The 15,238-nt window shown below is 44.5% G+C and carries 13 protein-coding genes; 3 read left to right on the forward strand and 10 right to left on the reverse strand.

From position 1 onward, the window contains the following. Positions 1 to 70 precede the first annotated feature (70 nt). The gene (locus tag Q7P41_RS06855) at positions 71 to 910 is read left to right on the forward strand and encodes an HAD family hydrolase (protein ID WP_303883072.1); all 840 of its coding nucleotides are present in this window, start codon (positions 71 to 73) and stop codon (positions 908 to 910) included. Here Q7P41_RS06855 and Q7P41_RS06860 read toward each other — a convergent pair. From Q7P41_RS06860 to Q7P41_RS06885, 6 genes are all read right to left on the reverse strand, one after another. Then, entirely contained in the window at positions 907 to 1,884 is a 978-nt protein-coding gene (locus tag Q7P41_RS06860) for a bifunctional heptose 7-phosphate kinase/heptose 1-phosphate adenyltransferase (protein ID WP_303883074.1), read from the reverse strand. The two genes, Q7P41_RS06855 and Q7P41_RS06860, sit on opposite strands and share 4 nt — an antisense overlap. Positions 1,885 to 1,898: 14 nt before the next feature. Next, positions 1,899 to 3,374: an AMP-binding protein gene (locus tag Q7P41_RS06865; protein WP_303883075.1), complete on the reverse strand. Its 1,476-nt coding sequence runs from the start codon at positions 3,372 to 3,374 to the stop codon at positions 1,899 to 1,901. Beyond that, positions 3,367 to 4,596, reverse strand: a complete 1,230-nt coding sequence (locus tag Q7P41_RS06870) for a M20 family metallopeptidase (protein ID WP_303883076.1) — start codon at positions 4,594 to 4,596, stop codon at positions 3,367 to 3,369. The genes Q7P41_RS06865 and Q7P41_RS06870 overlap by 8 nt, the downstream gene beginning before the upstream one ends. A gap of 19 nt (positions 4,597 to 4,615) precedes the next feature. Beyond that, positions 4,616 to 5,983 carry a hydrogenobyrinic acid a,c-diamide synthase gene (locus tag Q7P41_RS06875; protein ID WP_303883077.1) on the reverse strand — a complete coding sequence of 456 codons (1,368 nt, stop codon included), beginning with the start codon at positions 5,981 to 5,983 and terminating at the stop codon, positions 4,616 to 4,618. 457 nt (positions 5,984 to 6,440) lie between these two features. Then, entirely contained in the window at positions 6,441 to 7,343 is a 903-nt protein-coding gene (locus tag Q7P41_RS06880) for an RluA family pseudouridine synthase (RefSeq protein ID WP_303883078.1), read from the reverse strand. Positions 7,344 to 7,480: 137 nt separating this feature from the next. Further along, on the reverse strand, positions 7,481 to 8,689 hold the full coding sequence (locus Q7P41_RS06885; protein WP_303883100.1) for a 2,3-bisphosphoglycerate-independent phosphoglycerate mutase: 1,209 nt from the start codon (positions 8,687 to 8,689) through the stop codon (positions 7,481 to 7,483). Between the two features lie 155 nt (positions 8,690 to 8,844). Between Q7P41_RS06885 and Q7P41_RS06890 the strand changes: the two genes are divergently transcribed. Further along, positions 8,845 to 10,056, forward strand: a complete 1,212-nt coding sequence (locus tag Q7P41_RS06890; protein WP_303883079.1) for a PLP-dependent aminotransferase family protein — start codon at positions 8,845 to 8,847, stop codon at positions 10,054 to 10,056. A 96-nt stretch (positions 10,057 to 10,152) separates the two neighbouring features. Beyond that, positions 10,153 to 11,544, forward strand: coding sequence for a tRNA uridine-5-carboxymethylaminomethyl(34) synthesis GTPase MnmE (gene mnmE, locus Q7P41_RS06895; RefSeq protein WP_303883080.1), 1,392 nt, complete (start codon positions 10,153 to 10,155; stop codon positions 11,542 to 11,544). A gap of 155 nt (positions 11,545 to 11,699) precedes the next feature. On the opposite strand, the gene Q7P41_RS06900 is transcribed toward mnmE, so the two are convergent. Genes Q7P41_RS06900 through Q7P41_RS06915 form a run of 4 tightly spaced genes read right to left on the reverse strand, consistent with a single transcriptional unit; the run spans position 11,700 to position 15,222 of the window. Next, the gene (locus Q7P41_RS06900) at positions 11,700 to 12,596 is read right to left on the reverse strand and encodes a triphosphoribosyl-dephospho-CoA synthase (RefSeq protein WP_303883081.1); all 897 of its coding nucleotides are present in this window, start codon (positions 12,594 to 12,596) and stop codon (positions 11,700 to 11,702) included. Between the two features lies 1 nt (position 12,597). Then, positions 12,598 to 13,470, reverse strand: a complete 873-nt coding sequence (locus Q7P41_RS06905) for a RimK family alpha-L-glutamate ligase (protein ID WP_303883083.1) — start codon at positions 13,468 to 13,470, stop codon at positions 12,598 to 12,600. After that, positions 13,470 to 14,408 (reverse strand): methenyltetrahydromethanopterin cyclohydrolase, encoded by a 939-nt coding sequence (mch, locus tag Q7P41_RS06910; protein WP_303883084.1) that lies wholly within the window; start codon positions 14,406 to 14,408, stop codon positions 13,470 to 13,472. The genes Q7P41_RS06905 and mch overlap by 1 nt, the downstream gene beginning before the upstream one ends. Then, positions 14,395 to 15,222: a formylmethanofuran dehydrogenase subunit C gene (locus tag Q7P41_RS06915; protein ID WP_303883085.1), complete on the reverse strand. Its 828-nt coding sequence runs from the start codon at positions 15,220 to 15,222 to the stop codon at positions 14,395 to 14,397. The genes mch and Q7P41_RS06915 overlap by 14 nt, the downstream gene beginning before the upstream one ends. Positions 15,223 to 15,238: the final 16 nt, after the last annotated feature.

Below are 15,238 nucleotides of genomic sequence, written 5' to 3' on the forward strand. Positions count from 1 at the left end.
CGGCGTAATAGTAAGAATAGATTAATGACGATTCCAAGATTGTTTATAACACGAATGAGTGTGATATCCTATGCATAAATTAGAACAAAAATATGATGCCCTAATTTTTGATATGGATGGAGTCCTTATAGATTCGACTCGTTCCTATCCGATGGTAATAAGAATTGCCATTCAATGGAGTTGGCGCCATTTATTGGGTAATATTATCGACTGCACCGCATTTTCGTACGATCACTTTTACATTAGTAAAACACATCCGGCCTTCAACGATGATTATGACATAGCATGGGCATTGATATCCATAGCCGCTTCTCGGGGCACTAAATCTTTAAAAGAAGCCTTTCCCACGCCAGATCAATGGATGACCATTCTGCAAAACTTTCGTGGCGACGATTCAGTATCGTGGGTATATGCCAATTTCTCTGGTGCAATTCCAAGGAACATCATAAGGCAACTGTGCGAAGAGATATATTTTGGTAAAGACGAGTACTTTTCAGTAAACGGTAAAGCTCCTGTACTGTACAAGGGCAGAGGCCTGTGGCAGCAAGAAAAGCCCATAATCGATACACATTGGAAAAATTTTTCTTTACCAGTTTGTATTTTCACCGGAAGATCGTGGAACGAATGTTTGCTGGGGCTGAAATTGCTCGGATGGGAGGATCTCCCAAGAGATAGGATATTTACCCTTGATGACGGAGCGCCTAAACCTTCACCCGAAGGTTTAAAAGTTTTATCCACTAGGATTGGCGCACAAAACCCGATATTTTTTGGAGACACCCATAGCGACATGGAAGCTGCAAAAAGACTTGGTAAGGGAAAGTTTATCTACGTGGGCAAGCCTGCAGAAAATCTTGTCACATATTTCAGGGATACAAAAACGGCCCTGCGCGAACTAGGATTTATCGTTTAATAATCGGTATCGGCATCAAAATAAGGCTTTAACTTTACCCATTCGGGTGAAGCCTCTACCTCTTCAGGCGTCACAACAGCTGTGCCCATCTTTTGGACAACGATCCCAGCTGTTAAGGTGGCAAATTCACAGGCTACGTGCCATGGTAATCCCAAGCCGCGAGCCACTGCAATGGAGGCTACCACCGTATCTCCCGCTCCCGAAACATCATAAACTTCTCTTGTACGAGCGGGAAAATCCCTCGCCTCATCCTTGGCAACAAGTGTCATGCCCTCGGCTCCTAACGTAATAATTACCGCCTCCATAGAAAGAGATTCCCTTAGTATTCGAGCACCTTCTCGAGGAGTGAATTTTTCATCAAATGCGCGTCCTAAAAGTAGCTGGGCCTCAGCTTTGTTGGGCGTCATCACGGTGGCACCTTGATAACGTTCTTTATGTTGGGGCTTAGGATCGACGATGACGGGAATCCCTTTTTCGATAGCCCATTTAATACACGCTTGAGCCACCCTCTCACTAACCATGCCTTTTGCGTAATCGGATAAAACGAGCGCATTTATATCTAGCGTAGGTAAAACGCTCAACAGTTCTCTTGAAATGTCACAAAAGCTATCATCGATGTAGTTGTCCCAATCTACTCTAACTATTTGCTGAGATCGTGCTAATATTCGCGTCTTTCGTATCGTGGGTAAATTTAGCTCCAGGGGAGGGCATATGGTTACATTTAATTCATTCAAAAGAGTTTCCAGTATATGCCAATAAACATCTTGCCCTCTCGGCGTTACCAGTACAGCATCATATCCCAAAGCAGCAATGTTAGCGGCAACATTGGCAGCCCCCCCAGGCCGGTAGTCTTCTTTGACAACCTCGACGATCGGCACCGGGGCTTCAGGCGACAATCTGCTAGCACGGCCTATTATGTAATGATCGATCATCACATCTCCAATGATGGCTACTGTACATCGCTTTGCGTTCACGGGTTATGCCACCTCTACCCTTCTCGCAAAACAGACCTTTTAGCCTTGCCTAATGCTGTTTTAGGCAAATCAGTCACGAATTCAATAACCTTCGGTATTTTATGCGAAGATAACATCTTTCTACAATGAGACCAAATATCCCTCCTTGAAGGCAATTTATCGAAATGAGGCACTATGAAAGCCTTGACGATCTGCCCCGTCATGCTTTGTGTTATGCCCACAACGGCCACTTCTTTCACCGCTGGGTGTTTTAAAAGCACCTCCTCAACTTCCTCTGGAAATACCTTAAAGCCACCAACCATGATAACGTCGCTCTCGCGGGAATGCAGCTTTATATAACCATCTGGGTCAATTGAAACCACATCCCCGGTGTTAAACCAGCCATCTTTAAAAAATGTACTGGTCAAAGACTCATCCCCAAAATAAGCCTGAGCTACGGAAACGCCACGGATCCAAAGTACTCCTTCTTGCCCTCGTGGCAATTCTTCACCATCAAAATTGCACACCTTTATCTCTACAATCGGTAATGCTGGCCCTACGGTACCAAGTTTCCTCGTTGAGTAAGACTTGTTAACAGCAACTACTGGAGAGGCTTCGGTCAAGCCGTAACCTTCCAGAACTCCGACTCCAATATATCTTTCGAGGACTTCATCCAAAGCGACAGAAAATTTGTCTCCACCCGAAATTACGGCTTTAATGCGCCTGGGCAAGCTCGCACCTTGAGATAATGCCGATGCAAAGAACTGATACATCATGGGCACTCCAACTAGCACATTCGTCTCAGAACTCCTAATCGCCTCCAAAGTGTTTTTAACGGGCATAAAACTCGACAACATGCACTGAGATAAATTTAGCAACAATGGCAACAAGCCACAAATGGAAAACCCGAGCACGTGGGAGTCGGGCAACGCATTAAGCAATATGTCGCCTTCTTCTATGGGCTCAACCTGTTCAATGCAAGTCAGGGCATTGGCATATAAACTTCCATGACTTAAGGGAACAGCCTTAGGCTTGCCTCCAGTCCCTGAAGTATAAAAGATGATAGCCGTATCTTCCTTTCCAGGGTATACATCTAAAACTTCAAGGGATGTCTTATATGGAGCATCGTAAGGAGCAATTGCCCAAGGAATACCTGCCAGCTCGAGATTACTTGTCATGTCAGCGCGCCCATTGGAAAGTATTACCAAGGAAGCTTGAACATGCTTCAACGCACTCGTTATAACATTAGCAGGCTCTCGGACATTATAAGGGACAGCAGTACCTCCAAGACGCCACGCTGCTAATACGTGAGCCCAAAAGGAGGGACTATTTGGCATTACTAACCCCAAATGCATTTTTGATTCAAATCCACTACTTTTAAGCTTCTCTGTTGTGGCTTCTACCAGCTCCCAAAAAGCACCTCTAGACCACCACACGCCGTTGAACCAAATAGCGCGATCCCAAGGAAATCTGCGACATATCGATTCTATCTCCCTATCAAGTCTATTCAATCCAACCTTCCTCCATAAAATCCATGTTAGACAAACGAAGAGCAAGATAAGCTTTCCAGCTAGCAGCAGAGGGGAGTAAGTCTTCGGGTACATCATACTTAGGATGGTGTACCCAATATTTACCGCCCGTTCCAAAGAGCATAAAACAGGAGGGAATTATCTGGGTATAAAAGGCGAAATCTTCACCTGACATTAAGGGTTTTTGTAAAATTTCCACGTTTTCTTTGCCCATGTATTCATAGGCTATGTTCAAAACCACATCCACAAGTTTTTCATCGTTGAAAACTTGTGGATAGTTTCGTTGATATTTAATTATACCTAAACCGCGAAAGGTCTGCGCCAGCAGTGGAACGATTTCCTCTAACCTGCTTTGAAGAAAGTCTCGCACATCGGGGCTAAGAGCTCGCAAGGAACCCCACATATCTATTTGTTCAGGGATGACGTTGTAAGCCTCGCCGGCTTCTAATTGGCCAAAGGATATAACGGCACTTTCCAAGGGGTCTATCTCCCTTGACACCAGCATCTGAACGGCAAAAATTAGGTGAGCTACGATCGTCCACGGATCCACGGCAAGGTGAGGCGCCGCTACATGACCACCTACTCCTTGAATAGAGACGTGAAATCTATCGGAAAGGGCAGTCATGAACCCGGGTCGTAACAATAATTTTCCATAACCATATTTAGGCCAAAAATTTAACCCTAAGGCACAGCTAATATTGTAAGCCCGTAAAAGTCCGGCTTCGATTAAACGTTTGGCCCCACCAAGACCCTCCTCGGCCGGCTGAAAGACAAAGACAATAGATCTGCCGAGCATGTCCCTTCGATTCGATAACAACTTCGCCACACCAAGCATAACTGACATGTGGGCATCATGGCCACAGCCGTGCATTACCCCCGGGATACACGACGCAAATGGAAGATCTGTTTCTTCCTGAAGAGGTAATGCATCCATAGGAGATCGAAGCATTATCGCATTTGTGTCATTTTTCCCTTTAAGCTTTCCCACTACAGCGGTAGTATCCCCAAAAGCTTGAGTAATCTCTATGCCTGGCATTCCTTGTAGAATTTGAATTATCCTCGAAGATGTAACCCTTTCTTCAAATGCTAATTCGGGAAAAACATGAAAACCCCTTCTCCATTCAACCAATTGATTGGAGATTCGGGCAGCTTCATCTTGTATGCTTTGCTTTTCCTTTACCCATTGTTTCATTTTCTCTTGCATCTTAATCCTCGCTAGGCTATTAATTCAATAATTCGTCAATTGCTTCAGGATTGCTCCAAAACTCCAGCTTCAACGAAGATGCAACAGCATTGCCCACTCGCCATCCATCTTCTGCCGATGTTTGTGAGCCTACTTTTTTTGCGATCCACGTTGAAATACAGTCAAAACCCTTAAGTTCAAGCAAGACCCAGGAAGGACAATACCCCCTAAATGCTTTTTCAGAACTCTCAGAAGATATGTTTTCAACATGAACTTTGTGACAGGTACTCGAGAACTCCTTATAACGTCCTTCATAGGGGAAAAATGATAAACCTTTTATTGTGCTTTCATTCGGCAAGTGAAATACTTCACCAAATATTGGAGACGCGCCCCCTTCAACAAACAGCTTACCCTTAAAACGAGATGCAGCAAGTGCCTCCATCAATGAAACGTTATCAATCAAGTCAACCATAAACATGTAGCCCATGCCATGAGGTACATATATAAAATTAACGTCATTATAAGCTATTTTGTCCTTAAAATCGAGCGGAATTACATTAAATCTATGGGCTTCAAAGAACTTTTCGTTGTTATCGCCACCTAATACTAGCGCTGGATGATGAATTACTCCAATTCTGCAGGATTGATTATAAGCGTCATGTTCTAAAACTTTAACACCAAAAGGGGGAGCGCTTCGAGCATGAGCCACAATCACCTCCCACTCAACCTGCCTTTCCATTGCAATTAACCGCGCAGCCGATGTTTTAATGGGCAATAAACATTGTGAGCTAGATGACCGATCAATGAGCGAAATTAATTTGGGCTTTTCCTTCAAAATAAAGCTAGGGATATAACCTAAAGTAGTCCAGGGAAGGTCTCTCCCGATCGAAATCTCAAGCAATTGGTACTCTCTGGGGTTAGGAACAGACGTGAAAGCAATCGCGGCTACAAGTTCATGAATCGGGTTGGACAGATCACGAGAAAATTTTATGATTCTTCTCGCCGTAAAAGCAGATGAGCCCTTTGAAGTAAATATGGGAATGATAGGACATTGTAACTGTTCTCCTATTACCAAAAGATCCGGATTAACTGCGATATCCTCGTCCTCGGCTTTGCCAAGGGAAGCAAACAAAACATTTAAACCATTCTCATAAGAAGCCGCTGCAAACAGTTCCGCTAAATGCGTAGGGTTTTTGACCAAAAAAGGGTCTAATACCGTTACAGGTTCTCCAAGTAGCAAGTACAGAAGGGCTACAAGATACTCATCGATGCCCACGACAAAGGGTTTTATCCTGTAGCCCCTTCGCTGCAAAGCAGAGGCCATTATTACGCTCGGCGGAATTAACGCCTCACTTCTTTCATCGGCAAAAATTATCCTCGGTATGGAAACGCTTTTGTTTTCGCTCATGCTTAAAGTTTACCATACCCACCGAAAGTAGCGAACCTAACCTTAGTAATTTCACTTAATTTAATTACCGCGACATTTGGATTCGGAAGAAGCAACAGATTTAACGACTAACCTTGACCCCCAAATTGAACGCATAACATCTATATCGATCCTATCGTCCAGAAAGGCCATTCCTTTAGGGACCCACAAAACAGCATCCCCATCCGCAATCTGAACGTAATCTTCTACACTCTGTGGCTTCCCGCCCTCAACGAGGGCTGCATAATATGACGCTCAGCCTCTTCCGATCCTTTGAACTACAATGTGCCCCTCGTTTCCTAGTTCTGAGAACTTTTTACGCGCTGCTTCTGTTAAAGAAATGCTCAAATTTTTTTCTGTCATTTCCATGAAATTCACCTCCACCCATTTTATTCCGATGCCAATCAGATTATAACATACCCATGATGGTATGTTAAGGTCAAAGTTTGAAGAAGTTCACAATTTCTATCATATCGATCGGCATGGGTGCTGTGAATTTTTTCCCGAATAAATAGCCAAGATAATGATCTTTGCTCGTGAATTCTATCACATACGCGTGCAACATTGGCCTTGGCGCTTCCTTTTTTCTGCCACCATATTTCACGTCTCCTATAATTGGATGCCCGATATGCGATAAATGTGCTCTCAATTGATGGAACCTTCCAGTGATCAATTCTAGCTCTACCAAAGAAGCGTCACTACTCACACGTAAAGCTCTATATCGAGTAATCGATCTCTTCCCTTTTGTGTATTTAGTCCTTGCTTTAAAAGAATGTTTATCTTTATTTAGCGAGACATCAACTATTCCTTCGCCTTCCAAAGGACCTTTCACCACGGCCAAATATCTTTTTATAATCTTTCTTTCTCTAAACAATCCCGTCAATGCTCGCAGAGACTGTATATTTAAGGCAAGCAACATAACCCCAGACACATTCCTATCCAGACGGTGCACTGGTGTAGGAATAAAATCTTTGTCCGTTTTATTTGCTAAGCTCATCGCTCTATTTACTACTGAATCGTCCCCACCTGACGCAGGTTGGCTTAGAAGGTCGGAAGGTTTGTTTACCACTAAAATGTTTTCGTCCATAAATAGCACCTCTAGGAACTTGTCGCTCGGTTTCATAGAAGGTTCTTTTGGCTTTGGGTCCTCAAAGGGAACGGAAATTTGGTCTTTCTCACATAAACGATAGGAGGGGGAAGCCTTCTTCCCGTTTACGGTAACTTCGCCAGTCCTAATAGCACGCATGATGGCACTCAAAGGAACTTGTGTGTATTTTTTTCTTAAAAACCTATCAAGCCTAACGCCATCAAAATCTTTATCCACTACCCACGTGTTTCCCATGGTCTTCACCTTTCATAACGGCAACAATTACAACATTATTGGCACAACTAGCACACATCGCGATTAACTTTGGGACATCCCATCTGAAGCAGTCTAGCCTGTGCCAACTTCCTTTTGCAGCCGGTTATAGACGTGTTTTATGCCCCATATTTTGATAACCTTAATCCATGGGCCAGCATCAAGCCCATCAAGTGATAGGCAGGCATTACTCCAAGCAGGCCCGTAGCACAATCTCTTTCGCCAAAGGTGGAGCAACTACCTGGTCGAGTAAAGGGACTAAAAAGCAGCACCGGCACTGGATGCCAAGAATGGTTTTTTAGCTGGCAAGGCGTGCTATGATCGCTCGTAATTACCAACACATCAGGATTCAATTCTAGCACCTTGGGCATTAAGGAGTCGACCTTCTCAATGACTTCCTTTTTGGCGTCATAATTGCCATCCTCGCCGTAGCTATCGGTATACTTCACGTGAACGTAAAAGAAATCGTACTCATCCCACTTCGAGGGAAGCGTCTCAAAAAGCCCTTCAAGATTTTGCCCTGCATCGACTACATCCATGCCCACCAATCGAGCTATTCCTTTATACATAGGATAGTTTGCAATGGCGACAGGTTTGATCTTATACAACTGCGGCAGTAAAGGCATGTGTGGCGCTTGAGAGAATCCCCTCAATAAACAACCGTTAGCCTGTTTTTCATTGATCAATAAGTCTCTAACCCTTTTGATGAACTCGTTGGCAATGGTGGCCGTTAAATTTCCTCTCGAGGAGGTAGCAGCTGCCCACTTCATCGGCAAGCCGTTCTTTTGAGGATCAGCATCCTCAACTTCTTCCGACAAACCGTCCCCGGAAAATACAACGACAAACCTATGTTCTTCTCCCGAATATAGTCTTACCTTAACTCCTCTTATTTCCTTAATATTCTCTGAAAGAAAGGATATCAGTTCTTTGTTCCTTTCCGTCGAAATGCGACCTGCCCTTCTATCTAACACCACATCGTCGGGGCTTAAAGTTGCAAAATTACCCCTGGCACATACATCCTGCGACTCCACTTGAGCTCCTACGCCTAATGCCTCGAGTATTCCACGTCCAATGCGAAATTCTAAAGGGTCATATCCAAACAAAGCCAAATGTCCCGGACCGCTGCCTGGGGTAATGCCTGGATCAACCATTTGCAATAAGCCTGTTTCGCCCTTGGTTGCCAACTTATCAAAATTTGGCGTCAGGGCCGCCTCAAGCTCAGTTTTACCATCCTCTCCTGGCAAACCCCCCAACCCATCTATCACCAGCAAAACCATTTTCGTCTGGTTTTCCACTACCAGCTCACTCAACAAGTCCATTCGCTTCATCAATTAGTAAACACCCCCGTAACCGTTCTAATATTATTTATGTTATTTTACACCATCTTGGACCCAATTGAACGCTTTGGACGATCACTAGATTGCATGCTATAATATTAGTAACTTTTTAGGCAGGAACGATAAAATTAGGAGGCGAAAAAGGTATGAGCGCTTGGGATAAGTTGTATAGCGAAAAGGTAAGCAGTTTAAGGCCTTCTCCGATAAGGGAAATGTTGCATGCTACCAGGCAACCAGGCATGATATCGTTTGCCGGTGGTAATCCCGATCCTGAATCATTTCCTGTGGATTTGTTTTACGAATCTGCCAGCATACTCAAAGAGCAGGGCAAAGATGTGCTTCAATATGGAACCACGGAGGGCTACACACCCCTCAAAGATTTCCTTTGCTCTTGGATTGCTCCCAGGATGGGCAGATCGATCTCGCAAGACGAGCTCCTGATAACTACAGGTTCTACGCAGGTGGTAGATTTGCTCTGTTGGACCCTAATAGATGAAGGTGATTTGGTAATAACTGAGGAACCAACCTTTGTCGGAACAACCTTGACAATGCACAACCATGGCGCTCAATTCCTGACCATACCTTGCGACGCTGATGGCATGTTGGTGGATCAGCTCCCTGAAATGATAGAAAATGCACTATCTCAGGGCAAACGCATCAAATTTATATACACGATCCCAAACTTCCACAATCCCCTGGGATGTACCATGTCTTTAGAAAGGCGAAAGAAACTGGTCGAAATCGCGAGTAAATACGAAATCGTCGTTTTAGAAGATGACCCTTATGCTTACATCCGCTTTGAGGGAGAAGATTTGCCAACGCTCTTTTCCTTAGACCAATCAGGCCTGGTCGTACACGCTTGCACTTTTTCAAAGATTTTGGCGCCTGGCACACGTGTAGCCTGGGTGGTGGGCAATAAAGAGCTTATTAGAAAGATGGCCATTTTTAAGCAAGGCACAGACTTGTGTACGAGCGTTGTGGCCCAGGCTCTAGTTTATGAGTATTGCAGGAAAGGTCATTTAGATGACTACCTGCCTCATATAGTGGACCATTATCGCAAAAAGAGAGACAACATGGAAGAATGCCTAAAAAAACATCTCCCACTGGATGAAGTTTCATGGGTAAAACCAGGAGGCGGCTTTTTCTACTGGCTTGAGATGAAAACGATAAAAACATCGGATCTATATGAAAAGGCCTTGGAGAAAAAGGTCGCTTTCGTGCCCGGCGAATCATTCTACCCAAACCAAAACGGCGGAGAACGTTCTTTGCGAATGTGTTTTACCTTCGCATCCCCCAAAGATATGGACGAAGGAATCAGACGTTTGGGAGAGGCTATGCAAGAACTTCTAAAATCTTAGTGTGTATCAAAACACTCCTTAGTTATTACTGCCTTATGATGCGAGATATTGAGATATAATGACATTAAAACCACCAAAACGAAAAGGGCGTAGCGATTGGCGTTAGAAAAGTATTTCTTGAACTATAACGATACAATTGCTTCCATATCTACTGCTTGGGGGGAGGCCGGAATAGCGATAGTACGGCTTTCCGGCCCCCAGGCGTTAGATTTTGCGGAAAAGGTATTTAAAGGAATTAAGCCATTGAAGGAAACACCCCCAAGGTACATGAGAAACGGTTTCTTAGTGAACGAAAACGGTGACCACCTAGATGAAGTGCTGGGCGTGTGGTTTCGCGCGCCCAAAAGCTACACCGGCGAAGATGTGGTAGAAATACATTGCCATGGGGGGCTTCTCGTGGCATCAAAATGCCTGGAGCTCTTGATCGACCAGGGGGCCCGCCTTGCCGAACCCGGGGAATTCACTCAAAGGGCTTTTCTAAACGGCAGGATAGATTTAACTCAAGCTGAGGCAGTGTTAGGCATAATCAGGGCCAAAAGTGACGAAGCACTTCGTGCCGCCGCGAGAACCCTTCGCGGCGAACTGTCAATTAAGATTGCTGAGATATACGATTTATTACTTAATCTATCGGCCAATCTCGAGGCGAATTTGGACTTTCCCGAAGAGGATATACCTTTTTTACCATCCGATGAGGTATTAAAAAAGCTAAATCAAATCTCAACAAATCTCAAAAGATTAATATCTCGCTGCAATGTCGGCAAAGTTTTGAGGGACGGGATCAAAGTCGCCATCGTGGGACGACCAAATGTGGGGAAATCGTCCATATTTAATGCCTTACTCGAAGAAGCACGAGCTATAGTAACGCCCATACCAGGAACGACGAGAGATGTCATCGAGGGGATGATAGTTTATAAAGGGATACCGATAATTTTTATGGATACGGCAGGCTTAAGGGCCACTAATGACGTCGTGGAGACGATAGGAGTCAGCATGGCCCAAAAGGCCTTTAGAGAAGCTGACTTAAGATTATGGATCATCGATGGTAGTGAAGCGCTTACTCAAGATGATATTAACTTGGCAGAGGAATTAAAAACCCATCCCCACATAATAGCAATCAATAAAGCCGATATTCCTCAGATCGTCTCTCCTGACGATTTAAGGGAGATCGCACCGGACAGCGAGATAACGGTGCTCTCAGCATTCGATAAGCTCGCTATAGAAAAACTGAAGGAACGCTTGGTGAATAAACTAATCAAACATTCAGCCATAAATGAAGGGTTTAATGCAACTGCAAGACAAATAGAAATGCTAAAAAACGTCCTGTCCTGCGTGGATAATGCGATTGCGTCCATCAATATGGGCGAACCTGAGGAACTAGTGGCCTCTAATTTATACGAAGCTAGATACTATCTCGATAGATTGCTTGGGCGAAACTTCGACGAAGACCTCATCCATGCGATTTTTAGTCAATTTTGCGTTGGGAAATAAATAGACACCACCCAAACGCAGTATCTGGTGATACGAGCTCGATGGTTAAATTTACCCAACTAGCTAAACGCCGCGAAAGTGCCGATGAAAACAGCTTGAGGGAATATGGTGGTAAACAATTTATGGTAAGGCTGGACTGCTAGCAGCAATGAAGCTCACCAACGCCCGAGATACGATGAAACTGTTCCACAACGGATGGAATCAAGGAAAAACAAAAACAAGCCAGAGACAGTCAAATCAGCGGTAGTGCCGGGATTTCTTGCATGTTTTTCATCGCGAAGGTAGCAATCGAGATCTTTAATAGCCTCGCGACCTGATAGGGTAAAGATGCTACCCCTCTTTATTGCCTCAAAGGCTTTTTTGGAAACCTCAAATGCCTCACCCAAACCCAACTTGCGCGCTATCAAGGTATCTGGTATTTCTGCCAAAATTACTAAATATGTATGCAAAATAGCATCACGCAGAGTAGTCCCTCTGCCTAATGTATCTTTGAGTGAAGGCAACGAAACTTCAAATGTGATCGCAAAGTTTGTCACGTATTCCTTTGCGATTGAATCACGTTCTTGCGCCAAATACATGGCATCGAGCAATGTGATCCCCTGAGGATCTTCTCTAACATCATATCGATCTACATAACCAATCCCCCCAGCATTAGACAATCTTATGGCCCTGAAAACCGCGACGGCATCGTCTTCTGATAGTTCATCGAGGACGCCTTTTAACGAATCTTTGATCGCAGGAGCCCCGGATCCGCTTTCGCATTTGACCGACGCCTTAGCTAAAGGTGCCAAAAGCAGTAAGATGCCCAAGTTGACATTCGTAGAGGAAAGTTTCGATCTGCTTTCTACGCCCTTTAAAACAATATCTCCCACGGAAAGATCCTTGACACGTTGAAAGACCGGCCCTATCGCCACTGCTCCCGCAAAAAAATCGAGGGGATTTGCATCCCCAAAATATTGGTTTATATGCACGTTACCCGGTTTTTCCGAGCATACTTCAACAATACTCGCCAACTGCGCAGCCCAAGTTATTTCATCAACAGAATATTTCATGTTACATATCACCTAGCAAAAAATCCACAATAATAGAAGCTATATTAAGGCATGTAGTCTGCTGTAAACCCCTCCACCCCGGAATGCCATTTACCTCCAAAAGATAAAGCTGACCATCCTTAGCGGGTAATATATCAACGCCGGCGTAAATGGCCCCCACTGCATTGGCAGCTTTAACGCTTAAATCGATTATATTCTGGTCTGGAATTAATGGTTTAACTTGTGCACCCAAAGCAACGTTACATCTCCAATCAGATGCGTGTCTTTCCATGGCTGCGACAACATGACCCTTTATGACAAAGGTCCTGATATCCATGCCACTGTGAGGTATGAATTTTTGCAGATAATAAACGTACCTACATTGATTCAACGCCATGAATACCCTATGTGCTGTTTCCGAATCGGTCACCCTTGTCATGCCTCGGCCCTCAGAACCAAAAAGCGGTTTTACCACGACATCTCCCCCCAAAACCTCGAAGGCCTTCATCGCGTCGTCATAACGCTCTGCAATATGAGTTTCGGGAACCAGCAATCCTGCTTTTGAAAACAAAGCAGTCGTGTACATCTTATTAACTGTCCTCTCCAATGCCTTGGGAGAATTTATCACTCTAATTCCCTTTATCTCTTCTAACACATGAAGCATGTCCACTCGGTATATTACTTGCTCTAAGGAGCCTCCCGGCAACGAACGAACTACAACCATGTCCGCATCGCCCAAATCTGTGTCTCCTGAACATACAACCTCGTTTTCTTTTATCTTAACCTTCATATCCCTTGTACGCACGACGCCAACCACGGCGCCCCGATCCTCAAATGCTCGCTTTAAGGTTTCCACATGCCAAGCGTTCATGCTTCCTAAAATGACAACCCTCATCAAAACCATTCTCGCTTCAAAAGATCGATATTTTTTCTCCCCACACTACGGTAATTTCCGTTTATCACATTATTAATGGTTACGCAGGCAGGGCTGAACAATAGGGGGTCAACTTGATAAAAATCAAAATTATATTTTCTAAAAAGATCTAAAAAGGGCAATCCGTAGTCACGAGATGAATCGGAAGGCAATTTATCGATAAGGGTATCAATTTCTGATTTTTCATCATGCAAGGTATACCAAACCCTGCTTCCATATAAAACCGCATCGTTGGTCCTTCCCATTGCTATCATGGGATCATTGGGCAAAGGGGGAATTGGACAAACGCCAAATCCATGTTGAACTTTTAAAACATCGTAACCCAGCTCGAACATTTTATGAATCCCGGTCTCGACAACCCTTGAAACGACCTGTATAGATCCAACCAAGGAATGGGTAGGCGCCACCAAGACATATAATCTTTGAGGATCAACACCGCATCTGCTTGCAACGTAATCTAAAAGAGATTCAGGAGGAAAAGACGAAGACTCAAGGGCTAGGACCGCCACAGAGGACACCTCGTCGTAACCGAGCTTTTCATATAACGCTTCACCCCTATAAAGCGATCTTGCCGGGCCAGATCCTAGAGCGAAATAACCTTCACTTTCAAGAGCCCATCCTGCATACTGGGATCCTAGACAGGCAACAGCCGGGCTTGAAACTTTTACTATAACGCTGGGGACTAATAATTCAGGATCATGACCAAAAGTGATGCTTCCCAATCCACCCATACAGGCTTCCGCGAAAAGACGCCCGGCCTCGTAGGAACCGACTGAATGAACCCCGGCATCGATCAATGTGGCCCCGTTGCCCACCTTAACAATAGAGATCTCCAGTTCCCAAGCTTTACTGATCATTTCTTCTACGCATTTAAAAGCGCCTTCATTAAGGCTTTTCAAGGATCAACATCTCTCCTTTCCCAAGGGAAGACACATCTCCTATATACCTTTGATACGATCCTTTAAAGAGATCATCGGTAACTGGGAAACCAAAGTTCCTCAGGTAATTAAAATAAAGGCGTAAATATGTTGGCTTATAGGTGCAAGCGTATAAAAAAGTCGGAAGTATTTTTTCTACGCCTCCGAGGGCAATTATGCTGCCTCGTTTCATGCCACCCCCAGCATTACTACCAAGATTCCCGAAAACGACAATAGTACCGGCTATCATGTTAACACCCGCAAAATCTCCCGCGTCTCCCAAAACTGCTATAACGCCCCTTCTCATCCCTTCCCCTGTCCTTGTGCCAACTGAACCAAAAACGGTAATTGTTCCGCCTCTCATTCCTTTTGCATTGCCTGGAAGAGGAGACCCGAGCATTGCTTGGGCATCCCCATTGACGACAACCGTGCCACCGCGCATCTCACAACAACATCGCGCTCCTATGTCACCGTCGACGTATATCGTACCCCCGTTCATGCGCTCACCTAAATGCATGCCAGCGGAACCTCTAACAATGATAATTCCCGAAGACATTAGCTCGCCTATGCGCTTCACGTGGTTCATATCGCCTTCAAATATCAGAGCTTCATCTCCATCGCATTTCACCTCGAAGACATCCCCGAGGTCAAACTTTTCTTTGCCGACGTTTATCTTCATAGAGCAAATTTCATGGACTTTGCGACCTAAAACAAATTCTGGCAACACTCCATCAACTTCAATTGGAATCGTCCCGCATTTTTTTAAAGTCAAGGTTACTCCTTTTATTTTGTTCACCGAAAATTTCCTCGCC

Source organism: Acetomicrobium mobile (genome assembly GCF_937920065.1).

Bases quoted from the DNA above. Each gene is read 5' to 3' on its own strand.
- Q7P41_RS06855 (WP_303883072.1), top strand. From the start codon at position 71: ATGCATAAATTAGAACAAAAATATGATGCCCTAATTTTTGATATGGAT.
- Q7P41_RS06870 (WP_303883076.1), bottom strand. From the start codon at position 4,596: ATGCAAGAGAAAATGAAACAATGGGTAAAGGAAAAGCAAAGCATACAA.
- Q7P41_RS06875 (WP_303883077.1), bottom strand. From the start codon at position 5,983: ATGAGCGAAAACAAAAGCGTTTCCATACCGAGGATAATTTTTGCCGAT.
- Q7P41_RS06880 (WP_303883078.1), bottom strand. From the start codon at position 7,343: ATGGGAAACACGTGGGTAGTGGATAAAGATTTTGATGGCGTTAGGCTT.
- Q7P41_RS06885 (WP_303883100.1), bottom strand. From the start codon at position 8,689: ATGAAGCGAATGGACTTGTTGAGTGAGCTGGTAGTGGAAAACCAGACG.
- Q7P41_RS06890 (WP_303883079.1), top strand. From the start codon at position 8,845: ATGAGCGCTTGGGATAAGTTGTATAGCGAAAAGGTAAGCAGTTTAAGG.
- Q7P41_RS06900 (WP_303883081.1), bottom strand. From the start codon at position 12,596: ATGAAATATTCTGTTGATGAAATAACTTGGGCTGCGCAGTTGGCGAGT.
- Q7P41_RS06905 (WP_303883083.1), bottom strand. From the start codon at position 13,470: ATGAGGGTTGTCATTTTAGGAAGCATGAACGCTTGGCATGTGGAAACC.